We start from the raw sequence: 24,507 nt of genomic DNA, 5'->3' as shown, positions 1-24,507 counted from the left end.
GCCGCCGGATCCACCGCAATGCGCGCCTCACCTGTCCGCCGGGTGGCGTGGCCGGTCAGCCGTCGCGGGGTGCCTCCCGGTGGCACCGCGTCGTGCTCACCGGGAGGGTTTGCCCCTGGCAGCCTCCCGGCGAGCGATAGTCTCGATCACATCGGAGACCGTGTCCAGGGCTTCGGGCGAGAGTTCCACCGCCCGCAGCGCCATGTTCCGGACGCCGGCGTCCCGCAGCGCCTCCAGGACGGCGAGTTCGGCGAGGATCTCCTCGGAGCGGTCGTCGAAGAAGTAGGCGGGCGATACCTGGAAGAACCGTGCCAGGGCTTCCAGGTGACGTTTGGTCGGGTTGTCGCGCCTGCCGGTGCGCAGCTGCCACAGGTAGGTGGCCGAGAAGGTCTCGCCGGTGGCCTCGCGGCAGGCGCGCGCCACGTCCTCGTTGCTGTACTGCTCCCGGTTGGGGCGCCGGACCGTGCGGAACAGCGTCTCGATCTTCTCGGCGAGCGAACTCGCCCCGGCTCCCGCCATCTCCGCCATCTCCGCCTCCTGCGTCACCTGGCCTCCTGCGCCACCACTGCCGGTTCGGGCGGCGCTGGTGCACGGGTTCGGCCGCCGGGGAACCATCGTAGCTTCGGGCGCGGCGCCGGTGTCGGGCCGTGCCGTTTCCCGGCCCCCTCCCGGGCGGGAGGGGGTGTCGGGCGCGGGACGGCGGCAGCCGTGGAGGACGCCGCGGCAGGTGCCCCCGGAGTGCCGAACACCCGGGGGCACCTGCTGGGTCGACCTGATCGATCCGGTCCGGTCGTCGGGCCGGTACGCGGTTGTCACCCCTCGTGCAGCGCCCACTTGTCGCTGTCGACCCGGGTGTTGCCGGGCAGGGCGATCAGTTCCGGCTTGAACAGCGGCTGGGTGTCCATCGCGGGTTCCCAGGTCGCCAGCTTCTCGTCCTGGGGGACCTCGATCCGCCGGTCCGCGGCGAGGTCGGCGACCACCTTCAGCAGCAGCCGCACGCCCAGCGGAGCCAGGTGGTCGCGCCACAGGCTCTGCGCGGTCGAGCCCGGGGGCACGAACAGGTGCTCCTGGGCGGCGAGCGGGCCGCCGTCGGTGCGCTCGGTGAGGTGGTAGACGCTCCCGCCCGTCACCTTGTCGCCGTCGCGGATGGTCCATCGGATCGCGTCCCGGCCGCGGTGCAGCGGCAGCAGGCTGGGGTGGTACCCGATGGTGGCGACGGTGGCCCTGGCGCGCGTGTTGCGGCCGAGGAAGGCGTGCGAGTGCGCCGCGACGATGATGTCCACCCCGTCCGGGATGTGCATCGCGCGCAGTTCGGCCGAGTCCGTCCAGGGGATGTCCCGGGGGAACGCCCAGGCGCGCAGGCGGTCCCAGGCCATCGCGTCGCTCTCGTCGGACTTGCCCTTGCGCAGCCGGGGCGCGGCCGCGCCGACGATCTTGTGACCGTTGTCCAGGAGGGCTTCCGCGACCTGAACCGCGAACGCCCCTTGTCCTGACATGTAGATGTTCATCCGCACTCCTGCGGTCGCTGGTTCGGGTGGTGGTCGCCGTCGGGTCGCGGTCAGGCCGCCGGCGTTCCCACCGCGGTGGTGAAGTGCTGCTCGACGTAGTCGAGGGCGCCCTCACGGTCCGGGCAGGAGTGGACGATCCGCCAGCCGTCCGGGACGGCCAGGTGCGGCCGCCACAGCGCGTACTGCTCGTCGGCGTTCACGACGACCAGCCAGTCGCCCTCCCCGCCGTCGAAGGGGTTGCCGCTCATCGGTCGACCTCTTTCAGTCCGGAGTGATCGGGATCGAAGCGCACCGGCATGGTGGAGAACCCGGTCAGGAAGTTGGACCGGATGGGCAGCGCCTCGTCGGTCTGCTCGAAGCCGAGGGTGAAGTCCCGCAGGGCCTTGAGCAGTTCGGCGATCTCCACCTTGGCCAGGTACGAGCCGACGCAGAAGTGCGGGCCGTAGCCGAAGGCCAGGTGCTTGTTGGGGGTGCGGCCGAGGTCGAACTCCTCGGGCCGCGCGAAGACCCGCTCGTCGCGGTTGCCGGAGGCGTGCCACAGCGTGACGATGTCGCCCTGCCGCAGCCGCACGCCGTGCAGTTCGGTCTCCCGCTCGACGCTGCGCCCGAAGTGCATGGTGGGCGAGGCCCAGCGCAGCACCTCGTCCACGGCGGTCTCGACGGCGACCTCGCCCTGCTTGAGCCGCCGCCACTGCTCGGGCTGGGCCGCGAGGGTGCGGACGCAGTCGATCATCGTCAGCCGGCTGGTCTCGTCGCCCCCGATGATCAGGCTGTAGCAGTTCAGCACGACGTCCTCGTCGGTCAGCGGCACCCCGTCGATGGCGCTGCCGATCAGCATGCTGATGACGTCCTCGCCCGGTGACTCGCGCCGCTCCTCGACGATGTCCATGAAGTACATCAGGATCTCGTTGCGGGCCATCTCGGAGTCGACCTCGTCGACGTCCTCGTCGTCCGCCGAGAGCGCGGTCTTGGTCAGGGAGAGCAGGTAGTCCCGGTCCCGCTCGGGCACGCCGAGCAGGTTCGAGATCGTGGTCATCGGGATCCGGCTGGCGATCTGCTCCGCGAAGTCGCAGCCGCCGGACTCGACCGCCTCGCGGATCCACTGCCGGGTGTTGACCCGGACGGTCTGCGCGACCTCGTCGAGCACCCTCGGCGAGAGCACCCGCTGGAGGATCTTGCGCAGCTCCAGGTGCCGGGGTCCGTCGGTGACGGCCAGCATCCGGCCGGCCCCGGCGTCGCCGCCCTCCAGGAGGGTGACGAGCACGTTGCCGCGCTGGGACGTGAAGTTCACGTTGTCCCGGTAGGTGGCCATGATGTCGTCGTAGCGGGAGAGCACCCAGAACCCCCGACGGCCGCCGACCGGCGGGTTCCAGTGCATCGGTGCGGTGTCCCGCAGGGTGCGCCAGAACCCGACGAGGTCGTGGTCCGCGAAGGTGGCCGGGTCTCCCAGGTCCAAGGTGTCCAGTGCCGGTGTGCTCATGCTCACCAGTCCGTACGCCAGAACCGGCGGGGCTGGAACGGGTAGGTGGGCAGCGGCACGCGGCGGCCGGCCTCCCCGAGGTGCAGGGCGTCGAAGTCCACCTGCTGGCCGGTCACCCAGGCGGCGGCCAGGTCGGACAGCGCCTCGTGGTCCCGGCCCGCCGGCACGATCCCGCTGTCGTTGCGCGAGAAGGCGCCCGGGTCGGTCCGCGGGGCGGCGGCGGTCGTGGTGGCCGCGCCGCGGGCGGCGTCGTCGGACAGCGCCGCGATCAGCTCCTCCCGGCTGCGGACCACGGCCGCCCACCTGCGGGCCATCACCTTGCGGCCGAGGTTGAGGGTGAAGCAGACGTCGTCCAGGCGCAGGCCGGGGTTCGCCTCCAGCCACTCCTTGAGGCGGGTGCGCTGGCGGCCCAGCGCGTCGTCGTCCAGAGCGGACAGGGTGGCCAGCCGCGGCCGGCCCGCGTCCTCGGGGGCGCGCTCGGCGGGCGCCGGCGCCTCCTCCAGCAGCAGGTGGGCGTTGTAGCCGCCGCCGCCGATCGAGGTGATGCCCGCGCGGCGGATGCCGGCCTCCGGCTCCCAGGCCGCGCCCTCGATCTGCGGCACGAAGGGGGTGCTGGGGAAGTCGAGGTCCTGGTTGACCTCCGTCAGGTTGATCGTCGCCGGGAGCGTCTTGTGGTACAGCGACAGCGCGGCCTTGATCGCGCCGAAGCCGCCCGACACCACGCCGCCGTGGCCCACGTTGCCCTTGACCCCGCCGATCGAGGTGGTCGCGGTCTGCTTGCCGAACGCCATGGTCGCCGCGTGCACTTCGAGCTCGTCGGTCATCGGCAGGCCGAGGCCGTTGGCCTCGTACATGGACACGGTGTCCGGGGTGACGCCGCCGACCTCCATGGCGGCGGCGATGCAGGCGCTCAGCCGCTCGGGCTGGGCCAGGCCGTACGCCATCGCGCTGACGCCGTTGTTGTTGACGGCCGAGCCCCGGACCACGGCGTAGACGTGGTCGCGGTCGGCGACGGCATGGCCGAGCGGCTTCAGCAGCACGGTGACCACGCCGCTGGACAGCGCGGTGCCGGTGCCGTTGGCGTCGAACGGGCGGCAGTGGCCGTCCTTCGACAGGATGCGGTTCTCCTCCCAGAGGTGACCGCGGGGGTGCGGCAGGCGGACCATCGAGCCGCCGGCGATCGCCATGTCGCTCTGGCCCAGCAGCAGCGACTGGCAGGCCAGGTGCACCGAGTAGTGGAAGCCCGCACAGACGGCGGCGACGGTGACGGCCTCGCCGGTGAGGCCCATGTAGTACAGCGCGTTGGAGGTCATGGTGTCCGGCGACCACGCCAGGCTGGCCTCGATCGCCTCGGGGCCGACCGACACCCGGTCCGGCGGGGAGCTGTAGAGCGCGGCGGTCTGCGGGTTGTTGGCGCCGTACATGCCGATCTCGGCCTTGAGCCGGTCCGGGTCGTAGCCGCCGTCCTCCAGCGACTCCCAGGCGCTCTCCAGGAACAGCCGGTTCTCCGGGGTCATCGCGGCCGCCATCCGGTCGCTGATGCCGAACACCGACGGGTCGAACTTGTCGTACGTGTCGAGCACGCCGCAGGCCCGGACGTAGAACGGGCTGTGGATCAGGGTCTCGTCGACGTGGATGTCGTCCTTGGCCAGGAAGGACACGGTCTCCCGGCCGTTGACGAGGATGTCCCAGAACTGCTCCTTGGTGCGGGCACCCGGTGCCCGCAGGGACATGCCGATGATGGCCACGTCACCCGGGTCGTACTCCTGCTCGGGGCTGTCGGTCATGGAAGGCTCCTGCTTCGTGTCGGGTAGGGGGCGTGACTCAGCGGCCGGTGGCGCCGCCGCGGCCGCGCAGGGCGGCACGGCGGGCGCCGGCCCGCTGGCGGGCCGACTGGACCACCTCGGGGGTGGCGCCGAACTCGTCGTCGAGCCAGCGGGCGAGGGAGGCGATGTCGCGGAAGCTGAAGAGGTCGGGCACGCGGACGCGGCGGTCGAAGCGCCGGGTCATCAGGCGGGCGAGGCGGACGAGCAGCAGCGAGTCGCCGCCGAGGTCGTAGAAGGCGGACTGCACGTCGATGGTCGACGGTTCGAGGTCGAGCAGCTGGCCCCAGATCTCCGACAGCGCGATCTCGGTCGGCGTGGTGGCGGCGGTCAGCGGCCCGTCGGTGTCGGCGGCCGGCGGCTCGGGCAGCGCGTTGCGGTCGAGCTTCCCGCCCGGGCCCAGCGGGAGGGCGTCCAGGAACACGAGCGTCGCGGGCACCATGTAGTCGGGCAGTTCGACGGCGAGCCTGCCGGTGACGGCGCTCTGGAGCGCGGCGTCCAGTCGGGGGCCGTCCTGCGGCGCGCCGTCGCCCGCGGGCACGACGTAGCCGACGAGCCGGTTGCCCCGGACGGTGGCGGCGGCCTCCCGGACCTCGGGGCAGGCGGTCAGCCGGGCCTCGACCTCCTCCAGCTCGATCCGGTAGCCGCGCAGCTTGACCTGGTGGTCGGAGCGGCCGAGGAACTGGAGTTCGCCGCTCTCGGTGAACTTGACGACGTCCCCGGTGCGGTACATCCGCTCGCCGCTGCGGAACGGGTCCGGCAGGAACCGCTCGGCGGTGGTGCGCGGCCGGTTGACGTAGCCGTGCGCGAGGCCGACGCCGCCGAGGTAGAGCTCGCCGGCCTCGCCGGCCGGCAGCGGCTTCAGCTCGTCGTCGAGCACGTAGACCAGGTCGGTGGTGGTCGGCGGGCCGATGGTCGGCTCGTCGGTGCCCTCCTCGGGCACCAGCCCGAACGAGCAGAAGACGGTGCCCTCGGTGGGGCCGTAGGCGTTGAACACCCGGGTGGCGCCGGTCTCCTGGTAGGCCCGGTCGACCAGCTTGCGGCGCAGGGCCTCGCCGCCGAACACGATCGAGCGCACGTTCGGGGGCAGGGCGCCGGCGTCGAGCAGGCCGTTCATCACCGACGGGACGACGGACAGGTGGGTGACCCGGTCCACGTACCGGCTCTCCGGCAGGTGCACGGCGCTCTCGACGAGCACCACGGCGCCGCCGCGGCACAGGGCGTTGAAGATCTCCATCACGGACAGGTCGAAGCAGATCGAGCTGGCGGCCGAGACGCCGCTCAGGTCGCAGCCCTCCAGGACCCGGTCCATCTCGGCGAGCATCGCCACGGCGCCGGAGTGCCGCACGGCCACGCCCTTGGGCCTGCCGGTGGAGCCCGAGGTGTAGATGACGTACGCGGTGTCCTCGGGCACGACCGCGACGGGCTTCGCGCCGGCCTCGGTGGTCACGCCGTCCCCGAGCACGACGACCGTCGGCCCGGGCGGGCAACTGGCCCGGGACGCGGGCGTGGTGAGCAGCAGGCGGGTGCCGCTGTCCTGGACCATGAAGGTCAGCCGGTCGGCGGGGTAGTTCGGGTCCAGCGGCAGGTAGCAGGATCCGGAGCGCAGGGCCGCCAGGACGGCGACGAGCAGGTCGGGGGTGCGCTCGACGCAGATGCCGACCGGGACGCCGGGGCCCGCGCCGTCGGCGACCAGCCGCTCGGCCAGCACCCGGGACCGCTCGTTCAGCTCGCCGTAGGTCAGGACGCCGGCGTCGGAGTAGACCGCGGTCGCGTCGGGATTCTTGACCGCCTGGGCGATGAACTCGGAGTGCAGGGTTTCGGTCACTTGTCCGTCTCCTTGGGGAGGCCGGTCGGCGCGATGTCGCCGAGGGCCTGGTCGGGTCGGGCGATCGAGTCGAAGAGCACGGTGCGGTACAGCGCGAGCAGGGCCGTCACGGTCCGCCGCTCCAGGTAGCTCGGCTTGAACTGGACGTGGCCGGCCACCCTGCCGTCGATGTCGGCCATCGAGATCTCCAGGTCGAACTTGGCGAGGTGCCGGCGGACCTGGAGCGGTTCGAGCGGCAGGGCGCCGTCCGGGTCGATGGTCTCGCCGACGCCGTGGAAGAGCTTGACGGAGCGCGGGAAGGCGTCCGAGGACAGCCAGTTGACCACCACGTCGAACCAGGGGGAGCGGCCCTCGGCGCGCGGCGGCTTCAGCTGGGAGGCCAGCAGGTCGAGCGGGTAGTTCATGTGCTCCAGGAGGCCGAGCGAGTAGGCGTGGACCTCGCGCAGCAGCTCGCGGAAGCTCCGCCCGCCGGAGGGGTTCGCCCGCACCAGCACGGTGTTGAGGTAGTAGCCGATCGCGGACTCCCAGCCGGGCTCGGCCCGCTGGGCGATGGCGGTGGCCAGCACCGAGTCCTCGGTCCCGGCCGCGCGGTTGAGCGTGGCGAAGAACCCGGCCAGCACGACTGTGCTCACCGACACGCCCTCGCGCACCGCGAACTCCCGCAGCAGGCGGGTCTCCTCGGCGCTCCAGCGGAACGCGATGTCGCGGCCCTCGTAGGTGACGCCCGGCGGCCGCTCCTTGCTGGAGAGGTCGAGGTGGGCGGGCGGGTCGGCCAGCTTCCGCGACCACCAGTCCAGGGCCGCCTCGGCCGCCGGACCGGCCAGCCACTGCCGCTCCCACTCGACGAACTCGGTGTACGGGGCGACCGGCGCGCTGCGGGCGGGGTCGGCGCCCTCGTAGTACTCCTGGAGTTCGCGGATCATGACGTCGGCCGAGGCCGCGTCCGACGCGATGTGGTGGACGAGCACCATCAGGTAGTGGTCGGAGGGTCCGCGCCGCATGAGGACGATCCGCACCAGCGGCCCGTTGTCCATGTCGAGCGGCTCGTGCCCGTACTGGGCCAGCTCCTCGCGGGCCTGCTCGTCGTCCAGGTCGGAGGTGTCCACCACGAGGAACTCGTACACCGGCTCGTCCAGGACGACCTGGTACGGGCTGCCGCCCGCCTCCACGAAGACGGTGCGCAGCGCGGGATGCCGGTCCAGCACGGCCCGGACGGCGTGCTCCAGGGCTTCCTCGTCGACCGCCGTCCGGATCCGGGCGGTCACCATGAAGTTGTACGGCACGGCGTCCGGCGCGACCATCTGCATGAACCAGAGCGAGGCCTGGCCGTGCGAGGCCGGCGCCACTTCGAGACCGAGGCCTTCGGCGCGCAACTGCTCCAGCGCCGGTTCGTCGGTGGCCTCCAGCAGCCCGCGCGCGTCCAGCTCCTCCACCAGCTCCTCGGCGTCCAGTTCGGACAGGTCCTCCAGGAAGGACCGCTTCGGCGCGGCCTCGGGGACCGGGACGGGCCGGGCGGCCGCCGCCGGCGCCTGGGGTGCCGCTGCCGCGGGGGCGGGCGCGGCCGGTCCGCCGGAGAGCCCGACGAAGTGGCCGACGACCTCGGCGATGGAGCGCCCGTCGAGGAACACCACCGGCGACACCCGGTGCCCGAGCACCGCCTGCATCCTGTTGACGAGGCGGATCGCCAGCATCGAGTCGAGGCCGAAGTCGCGCAGACCGGCGTTCTCGTCGAACCTGCTCACCGGCACGCCCAGCGCGTCGGCCAGTTCGGCGAGGACGACCTCCGGCACCGGCCGGTCCGCCGGGGCCGGGGTCGCCGCCGGCCGCACCTCGACCGGAGCGGCCACCGTCGCGGCCGCGGCGACGGCCGCGGTCCCGACGGCCGGGGCGGGCGCCGCCGCGGCGCGGGGCCCGGTGTCGGTGTCGATCCAGTAGCGTTCCTTCTGCCACTGGACGAGCGGGGTCTCCACGAGTTCGACGTCGTCGGCGAAGAGCGGGTCGAAGGTCAGCGGCAGGCCCCTGACGTACAGCGAGGCGGCGGCGCCCAGCAGGCAGCGGACGTCGCTCTCCTCGCGCCGCAGCGAGTTGATCGCGTGCACCTGGACGCCGCGGGACAGCCCGATCTCCTCGACCGCGCCGCGCAGCGTCTCGTGCGGGCCGATCTCGATGAAGGTGGAGACGCCCCGGTCGACCAGCGCACCGATCGTCTCGGCGAACCGGACCTGGTTGCGCAGGTTGTGCACCCAGTAGTCGACGTCGGCGACCGGGTTCACCGTGTCGGCCAGCGCGGTGGAGTGGAAGGGGATGGCCGGCGCCAGCGGGGTGATGCCCTCGATGCTCTCGCGCAGCGGCTCGATCAGCGGGTCCATGCCGGGGCTGTGCACCGGCCGTTCGACCCGGATCCGCCGGACCGAGACGCCGTCCCGCCGGAGGTCGGCCTCCAGGGCGTCGACGGCCTCGGGCGAGCCGGAGACCGCCGCGCTGGTGGGGCTGTTGACCACGGCGACGGCGGCGTGCTCGGCGTACGGGGCGAGCCGCGGCCGCAGCTCCTCCTCCGGCAGGTCGACCGAGATCATGGCGCCCTCGGCGGCCTTGCGCTCCAGCAGGTGCGAGCGCGAGACCACGACCCGGGCGGCGTCCTCCAGCGACAGCGCGCCGGACACGCAGGCGGCCGCGACCTCGCCCAGGCTGTGCCCGACGACGGCCGCCGGCTCGATGCCCAGGTCGAGCCAGACCTTCGCCAGCGAGACCTGCAGGGCGAACAGCACGGGCTGCTGGAAGTCCATCTCCTCGTACCGGGCCTCCTCCGCGGGGGCGGCGAGGTGGTCGAGCACCGAGAAGCCGCCGGCCGCGCGCACGGCGGCGTCGCAGGCGTTCATCGAGGCCCGGAAGCCGGCGTGGGAGCGCAGCAGTTCGCGGCCCATGCCGACCCACTGGGTGCCGCCGCCGGAGAACACCAGCGCCACCCGCCGGTCGGCGTTGCCGGAGACCGTGCCCGTGACCATGTCGGGGTGCGGCTGCCCGGCGGCGACCCGGGCGAGTCCGTCCAGGACGTCCTGCCGGTTGCGGGCGAACAGCGCGATCCGGTGGCTGTGGTGGGTGCGCCTGGCGGCGAGGGTGTAGGCGAGGTCGGAGACCCGCAGGCCGGGGTCGCGTTCGACGTGGTTGGACAGCTCGCGGCAGGTGTCGGTCAGCGCGCCCGCGGTCCGGGCGGTGACGGGCACCAGGTGCAGCTGCCCGTCGGCCGCGGCGTCGCCCGGGCTCGGCGCGACGTGCCGTCCCCGGTCGCCGGCCAGGAAGGGGTGGGCCGCGACGGGGTGCCCGGCGGCGTACAGGGCGCCGAGCGAGCCGAGCAGGGTCGAGGCCTCGTCGGCGCCGCGCCGCAGCGAGGGCAGGGTGGCCGCCGGCAGGATCTCCGAGGCCGACTTGAGCAGGAGGGGGTGCGGGCTGATCTCGATCACCGCGTCGACGTCGTGGTCGCGCAGCTTCGTCAGGGCGTCGACCACCCGGATCTCCCGGCGCAGGTTGTCCGCCCAGTAGTCCGGTCCGAGCTCCGCGCCGTCGACGAGTTCGCCGGTGACCGTCGAGATCATCGGGATGCGGGTGCTCCGGGGCCTGATGCCGTCGAGCTCGACCTTCAGCGGGGCGAGGACGTGGTCGACCAGCGCCGAGTGCGGGGCGTGGCCCATCCGCACCCGGTGGTTGGTGACGCCGGCCGCGGTCAGCCGCTCGACGAGGTCGTCGATCTCCTGCGGCGTGCCGGTGACGAGCGTGGAGCCGAGGCCGTTGTAGCCGGAGAGGGTGAGCCCGCCGGTGAGGTGCGGCCGGACCTCGTCCGCGGGGGTCATCACCACGATGCCCTCGCCGCGGCCCACGGCCAGCAGCTGGAGGAGCCGGCCGTGGTGGGCGGCCAGGCGGGAGGCGTCGTCGAAGTCGAGGGCGCCGGCGATGTGGGAGGCGGCGAACTCGCCGACGCTCTGCCCCACGACGACGTCCGGCTCCACCCCCAGCGAGCGCCAGGTCTCGGCCAGCGCGACCTGCAGGGAGAACAGCAGCGGCTGGAAGACGTCCATGTCGTCGAGGCGGCCGTCGGGGGCCAGCAGCTGTTCGACGAGCGAGAAGCCGAGCAGCTCCCGCATCCGCTGGTCGGACTTCATCATGGAGCGGCGGAACACCGGCTGGCCGGCGAGCAGTTGCCGGCCCATGCCGACCCACTGCGAGCCGTTGCCCGAGAACAGGAACGCCACCCGGGGCCGGCGGCCGGCCCGCTCGCCGACGCTCAGTCCGGGGGCCTGCGCACCGCTGCCGAAGGCGTCGAGGCTGCTCCTGAGTTCGGCCATGTCGCGGGCGGTGGCCGCGAGCCGGAACGGGCCGTCGCCGGGCGTGCGGCGGCAGAGCGCGCGCAGGTCGGTCGCGTCGCGCAGCGCCCGGGCCCGCTCGGCCAGCGCCTCGCGGGAGTCCGCGGCCAGCAGCAGGAGCGAGGCCTCGGGGCGCGGCAGTTCCTCGACGGCGACGTGGCAGATCGAGCCGCCGAACCCGAAGGAGCTGACGCCGCCGCGGCGGGCGTCGGAGTGCCGCGGCCACGGCTCCAGCCGGTCCTGGACGGTGAGGTTGTACTCGTCGAACAGGATCTGCGGGTTCGGCGCGGTGTAGTGCAGGCTCGGCGGCAGCACGCCGTTGCGCATCGACATCGCGAGCTTGACCAGGCCGACGATCCCGGCGGCCGCCTCCAGGTGGCCGACGTTGGACTTGACGGAGCCGAGCCGCAGCGGCCGCGGGCGGTCGCCGCCCAGGACGGCGCCGATGGCGTTGGCCTCGATCGGGTCGCCGAGCGGTGTCGCGGAGCCGTGGCACTCGATGTAGTCCACGAGGTCCGGGGAGACGCCGGCCCGCTGCCAGGCGGTGCGGAGCATCTTCTCCTGCGCCTGGGGGTTGGGGGCCGTCATGCCGTTGCTCAGGCCGTCGTTGTTGGAGGAGCTGCCCTTGATCAGGCAGTACACCGGCAGGTCGCGCTCCAGCGCCACGCTCAGCGGGGCGAGCACGACGACGCCGGCGCCCTCGCCGCGGACGTAGCCGTTGGCGCGGGCGTCGAAGGACTTGCAGCGGCCGTCCGGGGCGAGCGCGCCCATCGCGTCCATGGCGGTGTAGTAGTCGGAGACGAAGCTCAGGTTCACGCCACCGGCGAGCACCAGGTCGCTCTCGCCCAGCTGGATCGACTGGCAGCCCACGTGCACCGAGATCAGCGAGCCCGCGCAGGCGGAGTCGATGGCCATGCTGGGGCCCTGCAGGCCGAGGATGTAGGAGACGCGGTTGGCGATGATGCCGTCGTGCATGCCGGTCGCGGTGTGCGGGGTGATCTGGCTGTCGGGGCCGCGGTAGTGCGCCAGGGCGGCGTAGTCGCCCCAACAGGAGGCCATGAACACGCCGGTGTCACTGCCGACCAGGCTGTGCGGCGCGATGCCCGCGTCCTCCAGCGCCTCCCAGGACAGTTCCAGGATCAGGCGTTGCTGCGGGTCCATCTGGACGGCCTCGCGGGGCGAGATGCCGAAGAACAGCGGGTCGAAGCGGTCGATGCCGTCGATGAATCCGCCCCAGCGCACCCGGTCGTTCAGCAGCTCGCGGCGGGCGCCCGGCACCGGTCCGACGGCGTCGCCGCCCTCGACCAGCAGGCGCCAGAACGCGGACGGGTCCGGCCCTCCGGGGAACCGGCAGCCGATGCCCACGACCGCGACGGGCTCGTGCGAGGGCGTGCGGCGCCGGGCGGTCGGGGCGGGCTCCGCGGCACGCGGGCCCTCGACGAGTGCCCGGGCCAGGCCGTCGACGGTCGGGTACTGCCACATCCAGGTGGCCGGGACCTGCCAGCCGAGGAACTCGGACAGGGCGGCCGCGAGGTTCACCGATTTCAGCGAGTCCAATCCGTACCGGTGCATCGGTGCCCACCGGTCCACCGAGTTCGCGGACAGGTCCAACAGCTCGGCAAAACGGGTTAGCAGGAAATCCGTGACGGCGGATATGTCTCGCGCTGCGCGCTCTTGGGGCATGGCGACTCCCTCAGCAGGGCTGGTGAAATGGGCGGGTGGAGCTTCACAACCGATCGTTCACAAGGGGGGCTCGTCAGTGATTCCGTATCAAGGCAGTTCGACTACGAATGCTGGATCCGACCTGTACATGACATGCATGGACGTGCGATCGGGCAACACCGCTCCTCGCGTTGGGAGGGGGGAAGGGCTGCCCGAAGCTCCGGCCGTGCGGTGCGGCCGTGCATGGTGACGACGGCAAACTTCGAGGTGACGCGGGTGGTCGCGATTCAGCGGCTCACTGTGGAATTCTCGCCGCCCCCGTGCGGCCCTGCCGGTGGATCTGTCGTGCAATCTCGCTGCCGGGATTTCGCAGTGCCGCTTTCTTTCGTCCGCCCTTGAGCGCGGAGAGTCCAGCGACTCCAGGATTGCGCACTTTGCGGGCCGGTTGAAGCGCTGGCGAGATTTGATCGCCAAAGTGTCCGATTCGATCTCCTCGGACGGTACCGTTCAGTTCCATCTGCGGGCGCGGGGTGGAGTGGACAGCGGACGATCGACCAATGCAAGCTGTCCGCATGGCAGTTGACAAATTTGATAGGGCGTCAGTCGATGCCAACAGCCCCTTACCCGGACGCGGCGACCACCTCGGGCGGGCACTCGCCGGCCGCGACTTCCACGGCAGGCCCGCATGACCGACACCACTGACACCACCGGCGACACCACCGGCGCCGCGGCCTCACCGGTCCGCCGTCCGGGACTCGCGCTCGGCGTCCTGGCCGGGGCGCTGGCCCTGGACGTGAGCGGCCTCGGAGTGCTCAACGCGGCGCTGCCCTCGGTGGGGGAGCGCTTCCACCTGGACGAGAGCACCCTCCAGTGGGTGATGACCGCCTACGCCGTCACGTTCGCCGGCTTCCTGCTGGTGGGCGGCCGACTGGCCGACGTGATCGGGCGGCGGCGGGTGTTCGAGGCCGGCGTCGCCCTGTTCACCGTCTCCGCGCTGGTCGGGGCGGTGGCCCCCAACACCGTGACGCTGCTGGGCGCGAGAGCGGTCCAGGGCATCGGCGCCGCCCTGTCGGGACCGGCCGCGCTGGCCCTGCTCACCGACACGTTCCCGGCCGGTCCGGCGCGCAACCGGGCCTTCGGGGTGTACGCGGCCGTCGGCGCCGCGAGCTTCAGCGGCGGGGTGCTGCTGGGCGGCGTCCTGACCGAGTTCTTCGGCTGGCGTTCGGTGCTGTGGTTCTCGGTGCTGGTGGGTCTCGGTGTGCTGGGCGCGACGCGCATCGGACTGCCCGACGGAGTCGGGCACCGCGGCCGGCTGGACCTGCCCGGAGCGATCACGGGCACGCTCGGCCTCACCCTGCTCGTCGTCGGCGTGAGCAGCAGCGGCGCCACGGCGTGGATCGTGCTCGGCGCCGCGGTGCTCTCCCTGGTGCTGTTCGTGGTGCGCGAGCACCGCACCGCCGACCCGGTGCTCCCGCTCGCCCTCTTCCGGATCGGCTCGGTGCGGGAGGCGAGCCTGGCCGCGTTCCTCCAGTACATGGGCTCGGTCGGGATGCTGTTCTTCGCGCCCCTGTACCTGCAGGGGATGCTGCACTACTCGCCCTTCGAGTCCGGCATCGCCCTGGTGCCGATGTCCCTGGCGGTGTTCCTCACCGCCAACTTCGCCACCGGCCGGCTGCTGGCCACGTACTCCCCGCGGACGCTGATGGCCGTCGGCCTCGTCCTGATCGGCGTGGGCACCGGGCTGTGGCTGGGCACGCCGCAGGACGGGAACTACGTGCTGCACGTGATGCCCGGTCTGGTGGTCAGCGGCATCGGCCAGGGGCTGAACTTCCCCTCGATGACATCCGCCGGCCTCTCCGGCGTCCCGGAGCGGCAGCACGCCGTCGCCGGCGCGGTGAACGTCGTGACGCAGCAGATCGGCGCCAGCGCGGGTGTGGCGGTGATGGTCCTGGTCGCGGGGACCAGCACGGACCAGCTCGCCGGGTACCACCTCGCCTACGTCACCGCCGCGGTGGCGTGCGTGGTGGGTGCGGCGGTCATCGCCGTGCGGCGACGGGCCTGAGCCTCCTCCAGGGGCGGTGGCCGGCGTGAGCCGGCCGCCGCCCCTTCGTCATGCCCGAGGGGCCCGCCCCGCGCCGGTCCCCTCCCGCGCCGGCCGTCGTTCCCCGTGCCGGCCGTACTCCCCCGTGGCCCGGAGCCCCCGCCCCGGGCCGTGCGGCCCGCTCCCCGGGGCCGGCTCAACCGGCCTCGGGGAGCCTGGCGTTCCCGGTGAGGGCCGCCGCCCGGACGTCCAGCAGCGCGAGCAGGACGGGCGGGTCGAGGGCGTGCACGGGGCGCAGACGCAGTTCGAGCGGCTTCGGCGGGACGTTCGCCCTGATCTCGACGGGGCCGACGGAGCCGACGGAGACCTCGCCGGTGAGGACCTCGTCGAAGGAGGCGGGGACGGAGTGGGCGAGGAGGTACCAGGTCCCGGGTGGGACGTGTTCGAGGTGGAAGGCGCCGGGGCGGGGGAGGACCGTGCAGGCGGCCGGCCGGCCCTCCGGGATGCGGGTGCGGAAGAGTCCGACGAAGACGCGGCCGAGGTCGTCGGCGACGGGGGCGCGGATCTCGCCGCGGACGGTGGCGAGATCCGTCGGCCGGGTCCAGTGCCGTCTTTCGAGTTCGATGCTGGTGGTGAAGCCGCGTAACTGGCGGAACATCGTGGGCGACGTGCCGACGCTGCTGGCGAACCGCGAGCTGAAGGTGCCGACGCTGCTGTAGCCGACGCGGTGGCTGATCTCGGTCACGCTGAGGTCCGTCTCGATGAGCAGACGTTTGGCGGCTTCGATGCGAATGGCGGACAGGAAGCGTCGCGGGGAGACACCGGTCACCCGCTGGAATTCCCGGGAGAAGTGGAATTTGCTGTAGACGGCTGCTTGCGCCATATCGTCTATGGTCAGTATTTCGCTGATGTTCTCGTGCATGACCTCGATGGCTCGGGCCACGGCTTCTTCGATTGCGGGTTTCACAATGACTCCAGGTTCTCGCAGTACCGGTGGACGACGGAAACTCCACTCCGGTATTGCGTCCTGGAACGCGGCCGAGGGGGGCGGCCTCTGGGTACCGGAGCGCGCGAGGTTTGCCTGCTCCCTTCCGTTAACTGACGGTGACACACCGTGGCACCGTGATAACGACTGATGACCGTAGCAGGCGGACATGACAAGTTCAACGACTTCCTCGAGCGTTTATTTGGCAAAGTCGAGTGGTGGAATACCGGCCGGTATGTGTTTGAACTATTGAAGCAATTGGCGAGATGCATCGGAGGGGGGATCCGGAATGTTGCGGACGGGGCGGATGTGATTCAGGAGAACTCCTGTGACGGCTGTGCCGGTCGGGCGCCGGCCCGGCGTCGGAGCGGGACCGTACGGAAACCCGCCGCGGACCTGCGGCGGTTCCGCCCTCAGTCCGAGTCGGTCGCCGCCACGTCCACCTCCTCCCACAGCCGCTCCACGGAGGCCGCCACCGAGGCGACGGCGGCCTCCAGGGTGTCGCCGGCCGCGACCATCAGCCCCACCAGCTGCGCCTCCAGCAGGCGGTCGGCGTCACAGGGCTCGGTCAGGTACTCACCGAGCTCCAGGACGACCAGACCGTGAACCGCGGACCACATCTGATGCGCCACCAACTCGGCGTCCTCCGCGCGGAACCGGCCCACCTCGATGCAGCGGGCGGCGCACTCGGCCACGCCGGCCAGAGTGTAACGGCCGTATTGCCGGTCCTCCTCGCCCAGCGAGAACCCGGCCAGCGAGGAGCCCCCGAACATCACCGCGTACAGGTGGGGGTTGGCCAGCGCATTGCACCGGTACGCACGACCCAGCAACGCCAGGTCGCTCACCGGGTCGTCGCTGAACTCCACCAGGGTGAAGTAGTACTGGAGCCGGGTGAACCCTTCGTGAACCATGGCGCGCACCAGCCCGCGCATTCCGTTGAAGTGGGTGTAGAGGGCCATGGTGGAGGTGCCGATCTCGCTCGCGATTCGGCGGGCGGACAGCGCCTGCGGCCCTTCCTCCGCCAGCAACCGGGCGGCGATGTCCACCAGTGCCGGACGGGCAGCGGGATCCGTGCGTCGCGGACTCATTCCCTCAGTCAAGCAAAACGCCCTTATGCCAGGGACGTTCGCGCCCACAACCCTTCGATCCCCGCACAATGCGAGAAGCGGCCCGCACGGCGCCGGGCATAGCTTTCCAGTCACTCAGCGCGACATTCCAGGGGCGGCCGACGGCCGGAGGGGAAATGTCGACGCCCGGTCGCGCGACCACCACACCAGCGCTCGACGGAGGTCGCTCTTGTCCACCACCACATCCCCAGGCCGGACCACCGGCGCCACAGTGCTCCTCTCCCTGGGCAGCCTGATCGTGCTGGTCTCCTCGGCAGTGGCCTTCCACCACTCCTTCGCCATGGACCCCGCGATGCCCATGGCCCACATGCCGGCCGACAGCGGGCGGAAGCTGCACGGCATGGCCCTGTCGGAGATGCCGGAGATGTTCACCGCCCTCGCCGGACTGCTGCTCGTGGTGGCCGGCGCCGCCCTGCGCGGACGGCCGAAATCCGCCGAGTCCGACTCCGGGACCGGGCGTCGCGGCCGGCTGCTGATCCTCCTCATCGGTACGGCCGCCCTCACCATCGACATCAGCAAGACCTCCACGCTGGGCTTCGTCATCCCCGGCATGCGGGCCGAGTACGGGCTCGATCCCCGCTCGGCCTCCCTGCTGGCGGTCTGCGGACTGACCGGGACGGCGACCGGGGCGCTGCTGTTCGGCGTGCTCACCGACCGGATCGGCCGCCGCAGCTCCTACCTGATCGCCACCCTCGGGTTCACCGCCACCAGCATGTGCGGCTCCATGCCCACCTTCGAGGGAAACCTGCTGATGTGCGGCCTGATGGGCGTGGCGGTCGGCGGCCTCGCCCCGCTGCTGATCACCCTGCTCACCGAGACCGCCGGCGGAAAGGTCCGCGGATCGGTGGTGGTGGCGCTCTCCGTCGTCGCCACCGCGGTCGGCTACCTGGTCGCCGCCGGCTCGGCGCTGTGGCTGGAACCGGTGTTCGGCTGGCGGATCCTGTGGCTGATCGGCGCCCCCACCGGTGCCGCGCTGGCCCTCCTCACCCCCTTCGTCCCCAACCGCACCTCGGCCCCCGCCCCGGCGGCCGCGGGCGCACCGGTGGTCCAGCACCTGCCCAGGTCCTCACGGGCCCTCACCAACGGCCTGCAGCGCGCCTTCGCCACCCTCATCGGACTGCTCACCTTCGGCCTCACCACCTGGGTGCCGAGCCTGGCCCGGATCGGCGGCGTTCCGGTGCACACCGCGAACCTGATGCTCACCGTCGCGGCGGTCGTGATGATCCCGTGCGCCCTGCTGCTGATGCTGGGCTACCGCCGCTTCGGCCCGACCTCCATGGCGGCGGGCCTGGCCACCGTCACCGCGGTGCTGCTGCTGGCGCTCACGGCCAGCGGCGCGGTGGCCGAGGTGGGCTGGATCGCCGCGGGCGCGCTGGTGGCGGCCCTGTTCTCGGTGAACTCGATGGCCGCGATCTTCCTCCCGATCGCGGCCGACCTGGCGGAGCCGGAACGGCGCGGCCGGACCACCGGATGGGTCTCCCTGTTCAACCGGCTGGGCGGCCTGATGGGGCCGCTGCTGCTGGCGAGCCTGGTGTCCTCGCCCTCCGCCGTCCTGACGGCGGTCTCCGTCCTCGCCCTGCTGTGCGGCGCGGCCGCCTGGTACATCAGCCGCCGGCACCGGCTCGCCCTGGTCGGCCTGGAGCCGGTGACCGACTGAACCGACCGTCCGCCTGACCGACCGAACCGACCGAACCGACCGACCGAGCGTGAGCACGGCAGGCCGGCCGACCGACGAACCCGTCGGCCGGCCGGCCTGCCGTGCTCCGTCGCGGGGCCGGACGCACGGGGGCACGGGAGCGCCGCGGAGAGCGGGCCGGGCGCACAGCACGAGCAGAGAAGCCCGCCGATCTCCGCCCGGCCGATACTGGGCTGGCCCCCGATCCGACGCCCCACAGCGCGCGTTGAGAAGGCGTCGGCATCCCGGATCCCCCCGACGGAAGGAACAGGCATGGCCGACTCGCAGGACGTGATAGCCGCACTGGCGGCGGACGGCGACGCCGTCGAAGCCCTGGTGGCGAACCTGGCGGACGCCGACTGGACGCGGCCCACGCCGGCGCCCGGCTGGACCGTCGCCCACCAGATCGCCCACCTCGCGGCCACCTTCAAGCTGGCCGGAACGGCCGCGGGCGACCCCGAGGCGTTCAAGGCGATGGTCGCGGGCGTCGGGCAGGACTTCGACGGTGCGGTGCAGCAGTCCCTCAAGCCCTACCTGGCGTCCGGCACGCCGAAGCTCCTGCTGGAGCGCTGGAACGCCGAGCGCCGGACCGCCGAGCAGGCCCTCGCGGCCGTCCCGGCCGGCCGGCCGGTGCCGTGGCTGGTCCGCCCGCTGCCCGCGCCCGTGCTGGCCGCCGCCGGGATGATGGAGCTCTTCGGCCACGGCCAGGACATCGCCGACACCTTCGGAGTGCAGCGCGAGTACACCGACCGGCTCCGCTACCTGGTCGAATTCGCGGTCCGCACCTGGGACTTCGGCTACCAGGCGCGTGGGCTCACGGCGCCCGACACCGAGTTCCGCTTCGAGATCACCGCCCCGTCGGGAGCCCGCTGGGAGTTCGGCCCCGCCGACGCGGAGCAGCGCGTCAGCGGCCCCGCCGCCGACTTCTGCCTGCTGGTGACCCGGCGCCGGCACCGCGACGACCTCGCCCTGACGGCCGAGGGCGAGGACGCCGACGTCTGGCTCGACCTCGCCCAGGCCTACCGCGGCCCGGCCGGGGACGGCCGCACCCCCGGCCAGTTCCGGCCGTCCGGGAACTGACCGCCCCACCCGTCCGGTCAACCGAGAGAGGGGACCTTCATGGCCACCCGTACCGACGAATGTGCCGTGGTTCTCGGCGGAAGCATTGCGGGCCTGCTGGCGGCCAGGGTGCTCTCCGAGTCCTACCCGAGGGTCGTGATCGTCGAACGCGACAAGATCCTCGGGGTCCGCGGCCCGCGCCGCGGCGTCCCGCACGGCAACCACGCCCACGGGCTGGTCGCCCGCGGCCACCAGATCATGGAGTCGCTGTTCCCGGGCCTCACCGACGAGTTGATCGCCGCAGGGGTGCGGCCCGGGGACTTCAGCAACGACATCCAGTGGTACTTCAACGGGCTGCGGCTGAGCCCCGCCCGCACCGGCCTGCCGTCCGTGCCCGCCACCCGGCCGGTGCTCGAGTACCACCTGCGCGAGCGGGTGCGGGCGCTGCCGGAGGTGTCGTTCCTGGAGGAGCACGACATCGTCGCCCCGGTGACGGACGCCTCCGGACACCGGGTCACCGGGGTCAGGGTGCAGGCACGCACCCCCGGGGCCGAGGAACAGACGCTCTCCGCGCACCTGGTCGTCGACACCACCGGCCGCGGCTCGCGGACCCCGCGGTGGCTGGCCGACCTCGGGTACCAGGCGCCGCCGGAGGAGCGGATCGAGATCGACCTGGCGTACACCACCCGCCACTACCGCCTGGAGAAGGACCCGTTCGACAGTGACATCGCCATCATCCCGGCCGCCACGCCCTCGCACCCGCGCGGAGCGTTCTTCTACCGGGTGCCCGGCGACGACAACCAGGTGGAGCTGTCGGTGACCGGGCTCCTGGGCGACCACCCGCCCACCGACCCGGAAGGGTTCCACGCCTTCGTCCGGTCGCTGCCCGTCCCCGAGATCTACGAGGCGATCCGCGACGCCGAACCCCTGGACGAACCGCTGCGCTTCCGTTTTCCGGCCAGCGTCCGCCGGGACTTCCACCGGCTGGAGCGCTTTCCGGCCGGACTGCTGGTGATGGGCGACGCGATCTGCAGCTTCAACCCCGCCTACGCCCAGGGCATGACCTCGGCCGCCCTGCAGGCGCTGGTGCTGCGCCGGCACACCGCCGGGCGGCGGCTGCCCAGGCCCCAGGCGTACTTCCGGGACATCGCCCGCGAGATCCGCTCCCCGTGGTCGTTCGCCGCGGTGACCGACCTGGGCTACCGGGGCGTCAAGGGCAAGCGGAACCTCCAGACCGCCCTGGTCAACCGGTACGCCGCGCTGGCGCAGCGGGCGGCGGTGCACGACCCCCGGGTGACCGACGCGCTGGTGCGGATCGCCGGACTCGTGGCCTCCCCGCAGTCCCTGATGCGCCCCCGCACCCTGCTGCGGGTCCTGCGCGCCGCCCGTCGCCCGGTGCCGCCCTCCGCCTTCGGCGTACCGGCACCGTGAAGCGGACGTCGGCGATCCGATTGGGTCGGGAAAAGGTTTTTCGCGACCATGTCGAGAACGGCGCGTCGGCGCCGACCAAGAAGTGGAGGGGGCGCAGCGAGCGCCTCACGTCGCAGGGAGCGGAACCATGAAGTACCTGATCATGATGTACCCGAACGCCGAGGTCCTGGACGCACTGTCGGAGGAGGAGCGCAACGCCGTCTTCCAGGGCCACGGCGGGTTCATGGAGAAGATCAAGGAGACCGGCGAGTTCGTCGGGACCCTGGCGCTGGCCGGCACCGAGCAGAGCTCCGTGGTGCGCGTCCGTGGCGGCGTTCCCGCGGTGACGGACGGCCCGTACGCCGAGGCCAAGGAGTACGTGGGTGGTGTCTACATCATCGAGGTCAAGGACCAGGAGCGTGCGCACGAGATCGCCGCGATGATCCCGGACGCCGCGGTGGAGGGCCTCGGCATCGAGGTCCGGCCGATCGTGTTCAGTGACGGCCTGGCCGCCTGACCGGCTGTCGACGAGGCCGGCGCGGGACCTTCGGGTCCCGCGCCGGCCTCGTTCCTTCCCCGGGACGGCCGGTGCTCACCGCCTCCAGAACAGCAGGTGGGTGACCCCGCTCGGGCTGGGCACCGTGTCGAGGTGGAAGCGGTCGAGCAGGTCGGTGTGGCTCCTCCAGAGCCGTTCCCCCCGGCCGAGGTCGACGGGCGCGACGGCGAAGTGCATCCGGTCGATCAGGTCGGCGTCGAGGAACTCGCGGACGGTGCTGACACCGCCGGTGATGCGCACGTCCCCACCCCCGGCAGCCTCCCTCGCCTGGTCCAGGGCCTCGGCCGGCTTCGCCTCGATGAAGTGGAAGGTGGTGTCGGCCAGGGTGAAGGACGGGCGCGCGTGGTGGGTGAGCACGAAGACCGGCGCGTGGAACGGCGGCTCGGCCCCCCACCAGCCCGTCCACTCGTGGTTCTGCCAGGGCCCGCGCTGGGGGCCGAACTTGTTGCGTCCCATGATGACCGCGCCGGGCGGGCGGGCGTGGTCGCGGGTCAGGTAGTCGTCCAGGCCGCGGGTGCCGCCGGGGTCGGTGCGGTTCACCCAACTCGCGGTGGCACCGGCCCAGGAGAAGAGGGCGGCCGGGTCCGCGTGGCCGAAGGGCCGTTCGAGGGACTGCCCCTCACCGGTGCCGAACCCGTCCCGTGACACGTTGAAGCACTGCACCGTCACCAGTTGCGTCATGCCCTCCACACCTTTCCTCGTGGGTGCTGCGGGCCACCCGTACAGCCGGATGCCCGTGCCCCCAACGACCGTCGTGGAGTCGGGGGCACGGGCATCGTGGGCCGTCCGGGTGACCGCCCCGCGCGGACCGGGCGGGCGGGCGGGCCGGGCGCGGTCAGCCGGCCGCGGGGACGGAGTCCTCGCTGGGCTCGGGGGCGGCGCCGGCCCCCTGCTGGCCCGTGGGCGGCATGTGCCGGAGCAGGGCGACGACCAGGACGGCGGTGGCGACCAGCAGGGTGCCGGAGATGGTGACCACCGTGTGGAGTTCGTCCGCGAAGGCGGCCCGGGCGGGGGTGAGGAGGGCGTCGGCGAGTTGGCCGGACAGGGATCCGGCGGCCTCCTGCGCGCCGGCGAGGGAGTCCTTGGCCGCCGTGACCGCGTCGGCCGGCAGGCCGTCGGGCAGGCTGAGCGCGCCGCGGTAGACGGCGGCGCCGATGCTGCCGAGGGCGGCGATGCCGACGGCGAAGCCGAGCTGGCCGCTCGTCTCGTTGAGCGCGGCCGCGGAGCCGGCCTTCTCCATCGGCACGGAGCCCATGACCAGGCCCATGCCGAGGGTGACCATCGGGCCGGAGCCGAGGAAGACGATGGCGAAGCCGGTGATCAGGACGGCCGGGCTCGATCCGGGCTCCGCCCTGGTCATCACCAGCATGCCGACCGTCGCGAGGAGCAGCCCGCCGCCGATGAGGTACGCGGGGCGGTAGCGCTGACCGAGCTTGGGGGAGAGGGTGAAGCCGATCGTGTTGGCGATGATCGCCGGCAGCATCCACAGACCCGCGTGGAGCGGGTCACGGCCGTACATCAGCTGCAGCGTCTGGGTGACGAAGAACATCACCGCGCCGGTGAGCAAGGTGCCGAGGAACAGGCTGACCAGTGCCGCCGAGAAGGTGCGGTGGCCGAACAGGCTCAGGTCGAGCAGCGGGTTCGGCAGCCGGCGCTGGCGGTGGGCGAAGAGGATGCCGAAGCCGATGCCGACCAGCACGGCCGCGATCGGCAGCGCCTGCCAGCCGTCCCTGGCGATCTCCTTGAGCCCCCAGATGGCGAGGAGGACGGCCGCCATGGACTCCAGCACGCTGATCAGGTCCAGGCGTCCGGCGTCGGGGTTGCGGAACTCGGGCAGGAACACCGGGCCCAGTACGAGCAGCAGCACCATCGGCGGGACGCCGATCAGGAAGGCCGAGCCCCACCAGAAGTGGGCGAGCAGGACGCCGCCGATGATCGGGCCGATGACGGCGCCGGCCGAGAAGCACGCGCCCCAGATGCCGAAGGCGGCACCGCGCTGCTTGGGGTCCTGGAACATGGTGGTGATCAGCGAGAGCGTGCCGGGCGCGAGGGTGGCGCCGGCGATGCCGAGCAGGGCGCGCGCCGCGATCAGCATGGTGGGGTTGACGGCGTACGCGGAGGCGATGGAGGCGAGGCCGAACGCGCCGGCGCCGATCAGCAGGAGCCGGCGCCGTCCGATGCGGTCGCCGAGCGACCCCATGGTGACGAGCAGGCCGGCGAGCATGAACGGGTAGATGTCGGTGATCCACAGCTGTTGCACGCCGCTGGCGTGGAGGGAGTCCGACAGGCTGGGCAGGGCCAGCAGCATCACGAAGACGTCGATCGAGACCAGCAGGGCGGGCATGGCGAGGACGGCCAGCCCGATCCATTCCCGCCGTCCGGCCCGGGGCGCGGGCTCGCCGGGGGATGTGGTGTCACTCATCACGGGGTCCTTCCGGATTTTCGGGGCACTCGGCGTCCGCGGGTGCCGTCACACCCGGTACGTCGGACCAGCCGGTACGGTCTCGACATCTCCGGCGGAAACTCGGGCGGAGGGACGCGATCTCGGCTTGGATGTCGAGTGCGGGCCGCCCGCGGCGACGTCTCAGGTGCAGAGATCGACCCGCCGCGCGAGGGACCAAGGAATGATGAGATGAAGTACATGCTGTTGATCCACATGAACCCGGTCGTCTGGGACGGCCTGTCGGAGCGGGAACGCAACGAGGTCTTCTCCGGACACGCCACGTTCGAGCAGAAGATCCTCGACTCCGGTGAGATGGTGATGACCCAGGCCCTCGCCGATCCGTCCGGCAGCGCCACGGTCCGGGTCCGCGAAGGCCGCCCGGCCGTCACCGACGGCCCCTACCTGGCCGCCAAGGAGTTCCTGGCCGGCTACTACCTGGTCGACTGTGCGTCCAAGGAACGCGCGATCGAACTGGCCGGCCTGATCCCCGACGCCCGCTACACCGGCATCGAGGTCCGTCAGGTCGTCTTCGAAGCCGATACGGAGAGCTGA

17 protein-coding genes are annotated in these 24,507 nt (G+C 72.3%); 6 read left to right on the top strand and 11 right to left on the bottom strand.

Annotated features, from left to right (window positions below):
• Positions 1–96: 96 nt before the first annotated feature.
• The 7 genes from ACFVVA_RS36425 to ACFVVA_RS36395 all read right to left on the bottom strand — a co-directional run bounded on the left by ACFVVA_RS36425 (position 97) and on the right by ACFVVA_RS36395 (position 12,680).
• On the bottom strand, positions 97–519 hold the full coding sequence (locus tag ACFVVA_RS36425; protein ID WP_387695000.1) for an XRE family transcriptional regulator: 423 nt from the start codon (positions 517–519) through the stop codon (positions 97–99).
• 293 nt (positions 520–812) lie between these two features.
• Positions 813–1,508: a formyltransferase family protein gene (locus ACFVVA_RS36420; RefSeq protein WP_387694989.1), complete on the bottom strand. Its 696-nt coding sequence runs from the start codon at positions 1,506–1,508 to the stop codon at positions 813–815.
• Between the two features lie 50 nt (positions 1,509–1,558).
• Positions 1,559–1,756: an MbtH family protein gene (locus tag ACFVVA_RS36415; RefSeq protein WP_359906749.1), complete on the bottom strand. Its 198-nt coding sequence runs from the start codon at positions 1,754–1,756 to the stop codon at positions 1,559–1,561.
• On the bottom strand, positions 1,753–2,994 hold the full coding sequence (locus tag ACFVVA_RS36410; protein ID WP_387694988.1) for a cytochrome P450: 1,242 nt from the start codon (positions 2,992–2,994) through the stop codon (positions 1,753–1,755). Before ACFVVA_RS36410 ends, ACFVVA_RS36415 begins: the two co-directional genes overlap by 4 nt.
• Positions 2,991–4,775 (bottom strand): beta-ketoacyl synthase N-terminal-like domain-containing protein, encoded by a 1,785-nt coding sequence (locus tag ACFVVA_RS36405; protein WP_387694987.1) that lies wholly within the window; start codon positions 4,773–4,775, stop codon positions 2,991–2,993. Before ACFVVA_RS36405 ends, ACFVVA_RS36410 begins: the two co-directional genes overlap by 4 nt.
• A gap of 37 nt (positions 4,776–4,812) precedes the next feature.
• A complete protein-coding gene (locus ACFVVA_RS36400) occupies positions 4,813–6,639 on the bottom strand; it encodes an amino acid adenylation domain-containing protein (protein ID WP_387694986.1) in 1,827 nt (608 codons plus the stop codon).
• The gene (locus ACFVVA_RS36395) at positions 6,636–12,680 is read right to left on the bottom strand and encodes an acyltransferase domain-containing protein (RefSeq protein ID WP_387694985.1); all 6,045 of its coding nucleotides are present in this window, start codon (positions 12,678–12,680) and stop codon (positions 6,636–6,638) included. The genes ACFVVA_RS36400 and ACFVVA_RS36395 overlap by 4 nt, the downstream gene beginning before the upstream one ends.
• 664 nt (positions 12,681–13,344) lie before the next feature.
• Between ACFVVA_RS36395 and ACFVVA_RS36390 the strand changes: the two genes are divergently transcribed.
• Positions 13,345–14,721 (top strand): MFS transporter, encoded by a 1,377-nt coding sequence (locus tag ACFVVA_RS36390; RefSeq protein ID WP_387694984.1) that lies wholly within the window; start codon positions 13,345–13,347, stop codon positions 14,719–14,721.
• A 175-nt stretch (positions 14,722–14,896) separates the two neighbouring features.
• On the opposite strand, the gene ACFVVA_RS36385 is transcribed toward ACFVVA_RS36390, so the two are convergent.
• Both ACFVVA_RS36385 and ACFVVA_RS36380 read right to left on the bottom strand, forming a co-directional pair.
• Positions 14,897–15,622, bottom strand: coding sequence for a helix-turn-helix transcriptional regulator (locus ACFVVA_RS36385; RefSeq protein WP_387694999.1), 726 nt, complete (start codon positions 15,620–15,622; stop codon positions 14,897–14,899).
• A gap of 476 nt (positions 15,623–16,098) precedes the next feature.
• A complete protein-coding gene (locus tag ACFVVA_RS36380; protein ID WP_387694983.1) occupies positions 16,099–16,773 on the bottom strand; it encodes a TetR/AcrR family transcriptional regulator in 675 nt (224 codons plus the stop codon).
• Between the two features lie 208 nt (positions 16,774–16,981).
• On the opposite strand from ACFVVA_RS36380, the gene ACFVVA_RS36375 reads away from it, so the two are divergent.
• The 4 genes from ACFVVA_RS36375 (at position 16,982) to ACFVVA_RS36360 (ending at position 21,473) form a co-directional block, all read left to right on the top strand.
• Positions 16,982–18,469 carry an MFS transporter gene (locus tag ACFVVA_RS36375; RefSeq protein ID WP_387694982.1) on the top strand — a complete coding sequence of 496 codons (1,488 nt, stop codon included), beginning with the start codon at positions 16,982–16,984 and terminating at the stop codon, positions 18,467–18,469.
• 291 nt (positions 18,470–18,760) lie between these two features.
• The gene (locus ACFVVA_RS36370; protein ID WP_387694981.1) at positions 18,761–19,567 is read left to right on the top strand and encodes a TIGR03084 family metal-binding protein; all 807 of its coding nucleotides are present in this window, start codon (positions 18,761–18,763) and stop codon (positions 19,565–19,567) included.
• Positions 19,568–19,606: 39 nt separating this feature from the next.
• Positions 19,607–20,977 carry an FAD-dependent oxidoreductase gene (locus ACFVVA_RS36365; RefSeq protein ID WP_387694980.1) on the top strand — a complete coding sequence of 457 codons (1,371 nt, stop codon included), beginning with the start codon at positions 19,607–19,609 and terminating at the stop codon, positions 20,975–20,977.
• Between the two features lie 127 nt (positions 20,978–21,104).
• On the top strand, positions 21,105–21,473 hold the full coding sequence (locus ACFVVA_RS36360; protein ID WP_380551084.1) for a YciI family protein: 369 nt from the start codon (positions 21,105–21,107) through the stop codon (positions 21,471–21,473).
• Between the two features lie 75 nt (positions 21,474–21,548).
• Here ACFVVA_RS36360 and ACFVVA_RS36355 read toward each other — a convergent pair whose 3' ends face one another.
• The gene (locus ACFVVA_RS36355) at positions 21,549–22,193 is read right to left on the bottom strand and encodes a dihydrofolate reductase family protein (RefSeq protein WP_387694979.1); all 645 of its coding nucleotides are present in this window, start codon (positions 22,191–22,193) and stop codon (positions 21,549–21,551) included.
• A 154-nt stretch (positions 22,194–22,347) separates the two neighbouring features.
• Entirely contained in the window at positions 22,348–23,934 is a 1,587-nt protein-coding gene (locus tag ACFVVA_RS36350) for an MFS transporter (protein ID WP_387694978.1), read from the bottom strand.
• Between the two features lie 210 nt (positions 23,935–24,144).
• Between ACFVVA_RS36350 and ACFVVA_RS36345 the strand changes: the two genes are divergently transcribed.
• Positions 24,145–24,507, top strand: a complete 363-nt coding sequence (locus ACFVVA_RS36345) for a YciI family protein (protein ID WP_387694977.1) — start codon at positions 24,145–24,147, stop codon at positions 24,505–24,507.

Source organism: Kitasatospora sp. NPDC058048, from assembly GCF_042885555.1.
Classification (GTDB): Bacteria; Actinomycetota; Actinomycetes; order Streptomycetales; family Streptomycetaceae; genus Kitasatospora; species Kitasatospora lactacystinica.
The sequence above is the reverse complement of the archived record's forward strand: the minus strand, read 5'-3'. Positions and strand labels throughout refer to the sequence as shown.

Bases quoted from the DNA above. Each gene is read 5' to 3' on its own strand.
- ACFVVA_RS36425 (WP_387695000.1), bottom strand. From the start codon at position 519: ATGGCGGGAGCCGGGGCGAGTTCGCTCGCCGAGAAGATCGAGACGCTG.
- ACFVVA_RS36420 (WP_387694989.1), bottom strand. From the start codon at position 1,508: ATGAACATCTACATGTCAGGACAAGGGGCGTTCGCGGTTCAGGTCGCG.
- ACFVVA_RS36415 (WP_359906749.1), bottom strand. From the start codon at position 1,756: ATGAGCGGCAACCCCTTCGACGGCGGGGAGGGCGACTGGCTGGTCGTC.
- ACFVVA_RS36405 (WP_387694987.1), bottom strand. From the start codon at position 4,775: ATGACCGACAGCCCCGAGCAGGAGTACGACCCGGGTGACGTGGCCATC.
- ACFVVA_RS36395 (WP_387694985.1), bottom strand. From the start codon at position 12,680: ATGCCCCAAGAGCGCGCAGCGCGAGACATATCCGCCGTCACGGATTTC.
- ACFVVA_RS36390 (WP_387694984.1), top strand. From the start codon at position 13,345: ATGACCGACACCACTGACACCACCGGCGACACCACCGGCGCCGCGGCC.
- ACFVVA_RS36385 (WP_387694999.1), bottom strand. From the start codon at position 15,622: ATGCACGAGAACATCAGCGAAATACTGACCATAGACGATATGGCGCAA.
- ACFVVA_RS36380 (WP_387694983.1), bottom strand. From the start codon at position 16,773: ATGAGTCCGCGACGCACGGATCCCGCTGCCCGTCCGGCACTGGTGGAC.
- ACFVVA_RS36370 (WP_387694981.1), top strand. From the start codon at position 18,761: ATGGCCGACTCGCAGGACGTGATAGCCGCACTGGCGGCGGACGGCGAC.
- ACFVVA_RS36365 (WP_387694980.1), top strand. From the start codon at position 19,607: ATGGCCACCCGTACCGACGAATGTGCCGTGGTTCTCGGCGGAAGCATT.
- ACFVVA_RS36360 (WP_380551084.1), top strand. From the start codon at position 21,105: ATGAAGTACCTGATCATGATGTACCCGAACGCCGAGGTCCTGGACGCA.
- ACFVVA_RS36355 (WP_387694979.1), bottom strand. From the start codon at position 22,193: ATGACGCAACTGGTGACGGTGCAGTGCTTCAACGTGTCACGGGACGGG.
- ACFVVA_RS36350 (WP_387694978.1), bottom strand. From the start codon at position 23,934: ATGAGTGACACCACATCCCCCGGCGAGCCCGCGCCCCGGGCCGGACGG.
- ACFVVA_RS36345 (WP_387694977.1), top strand. From the start codon at position 24,145: ATGAAGTACATGCTGTTGATCCACATGAACCCGGTCGTCTGGGACGGC.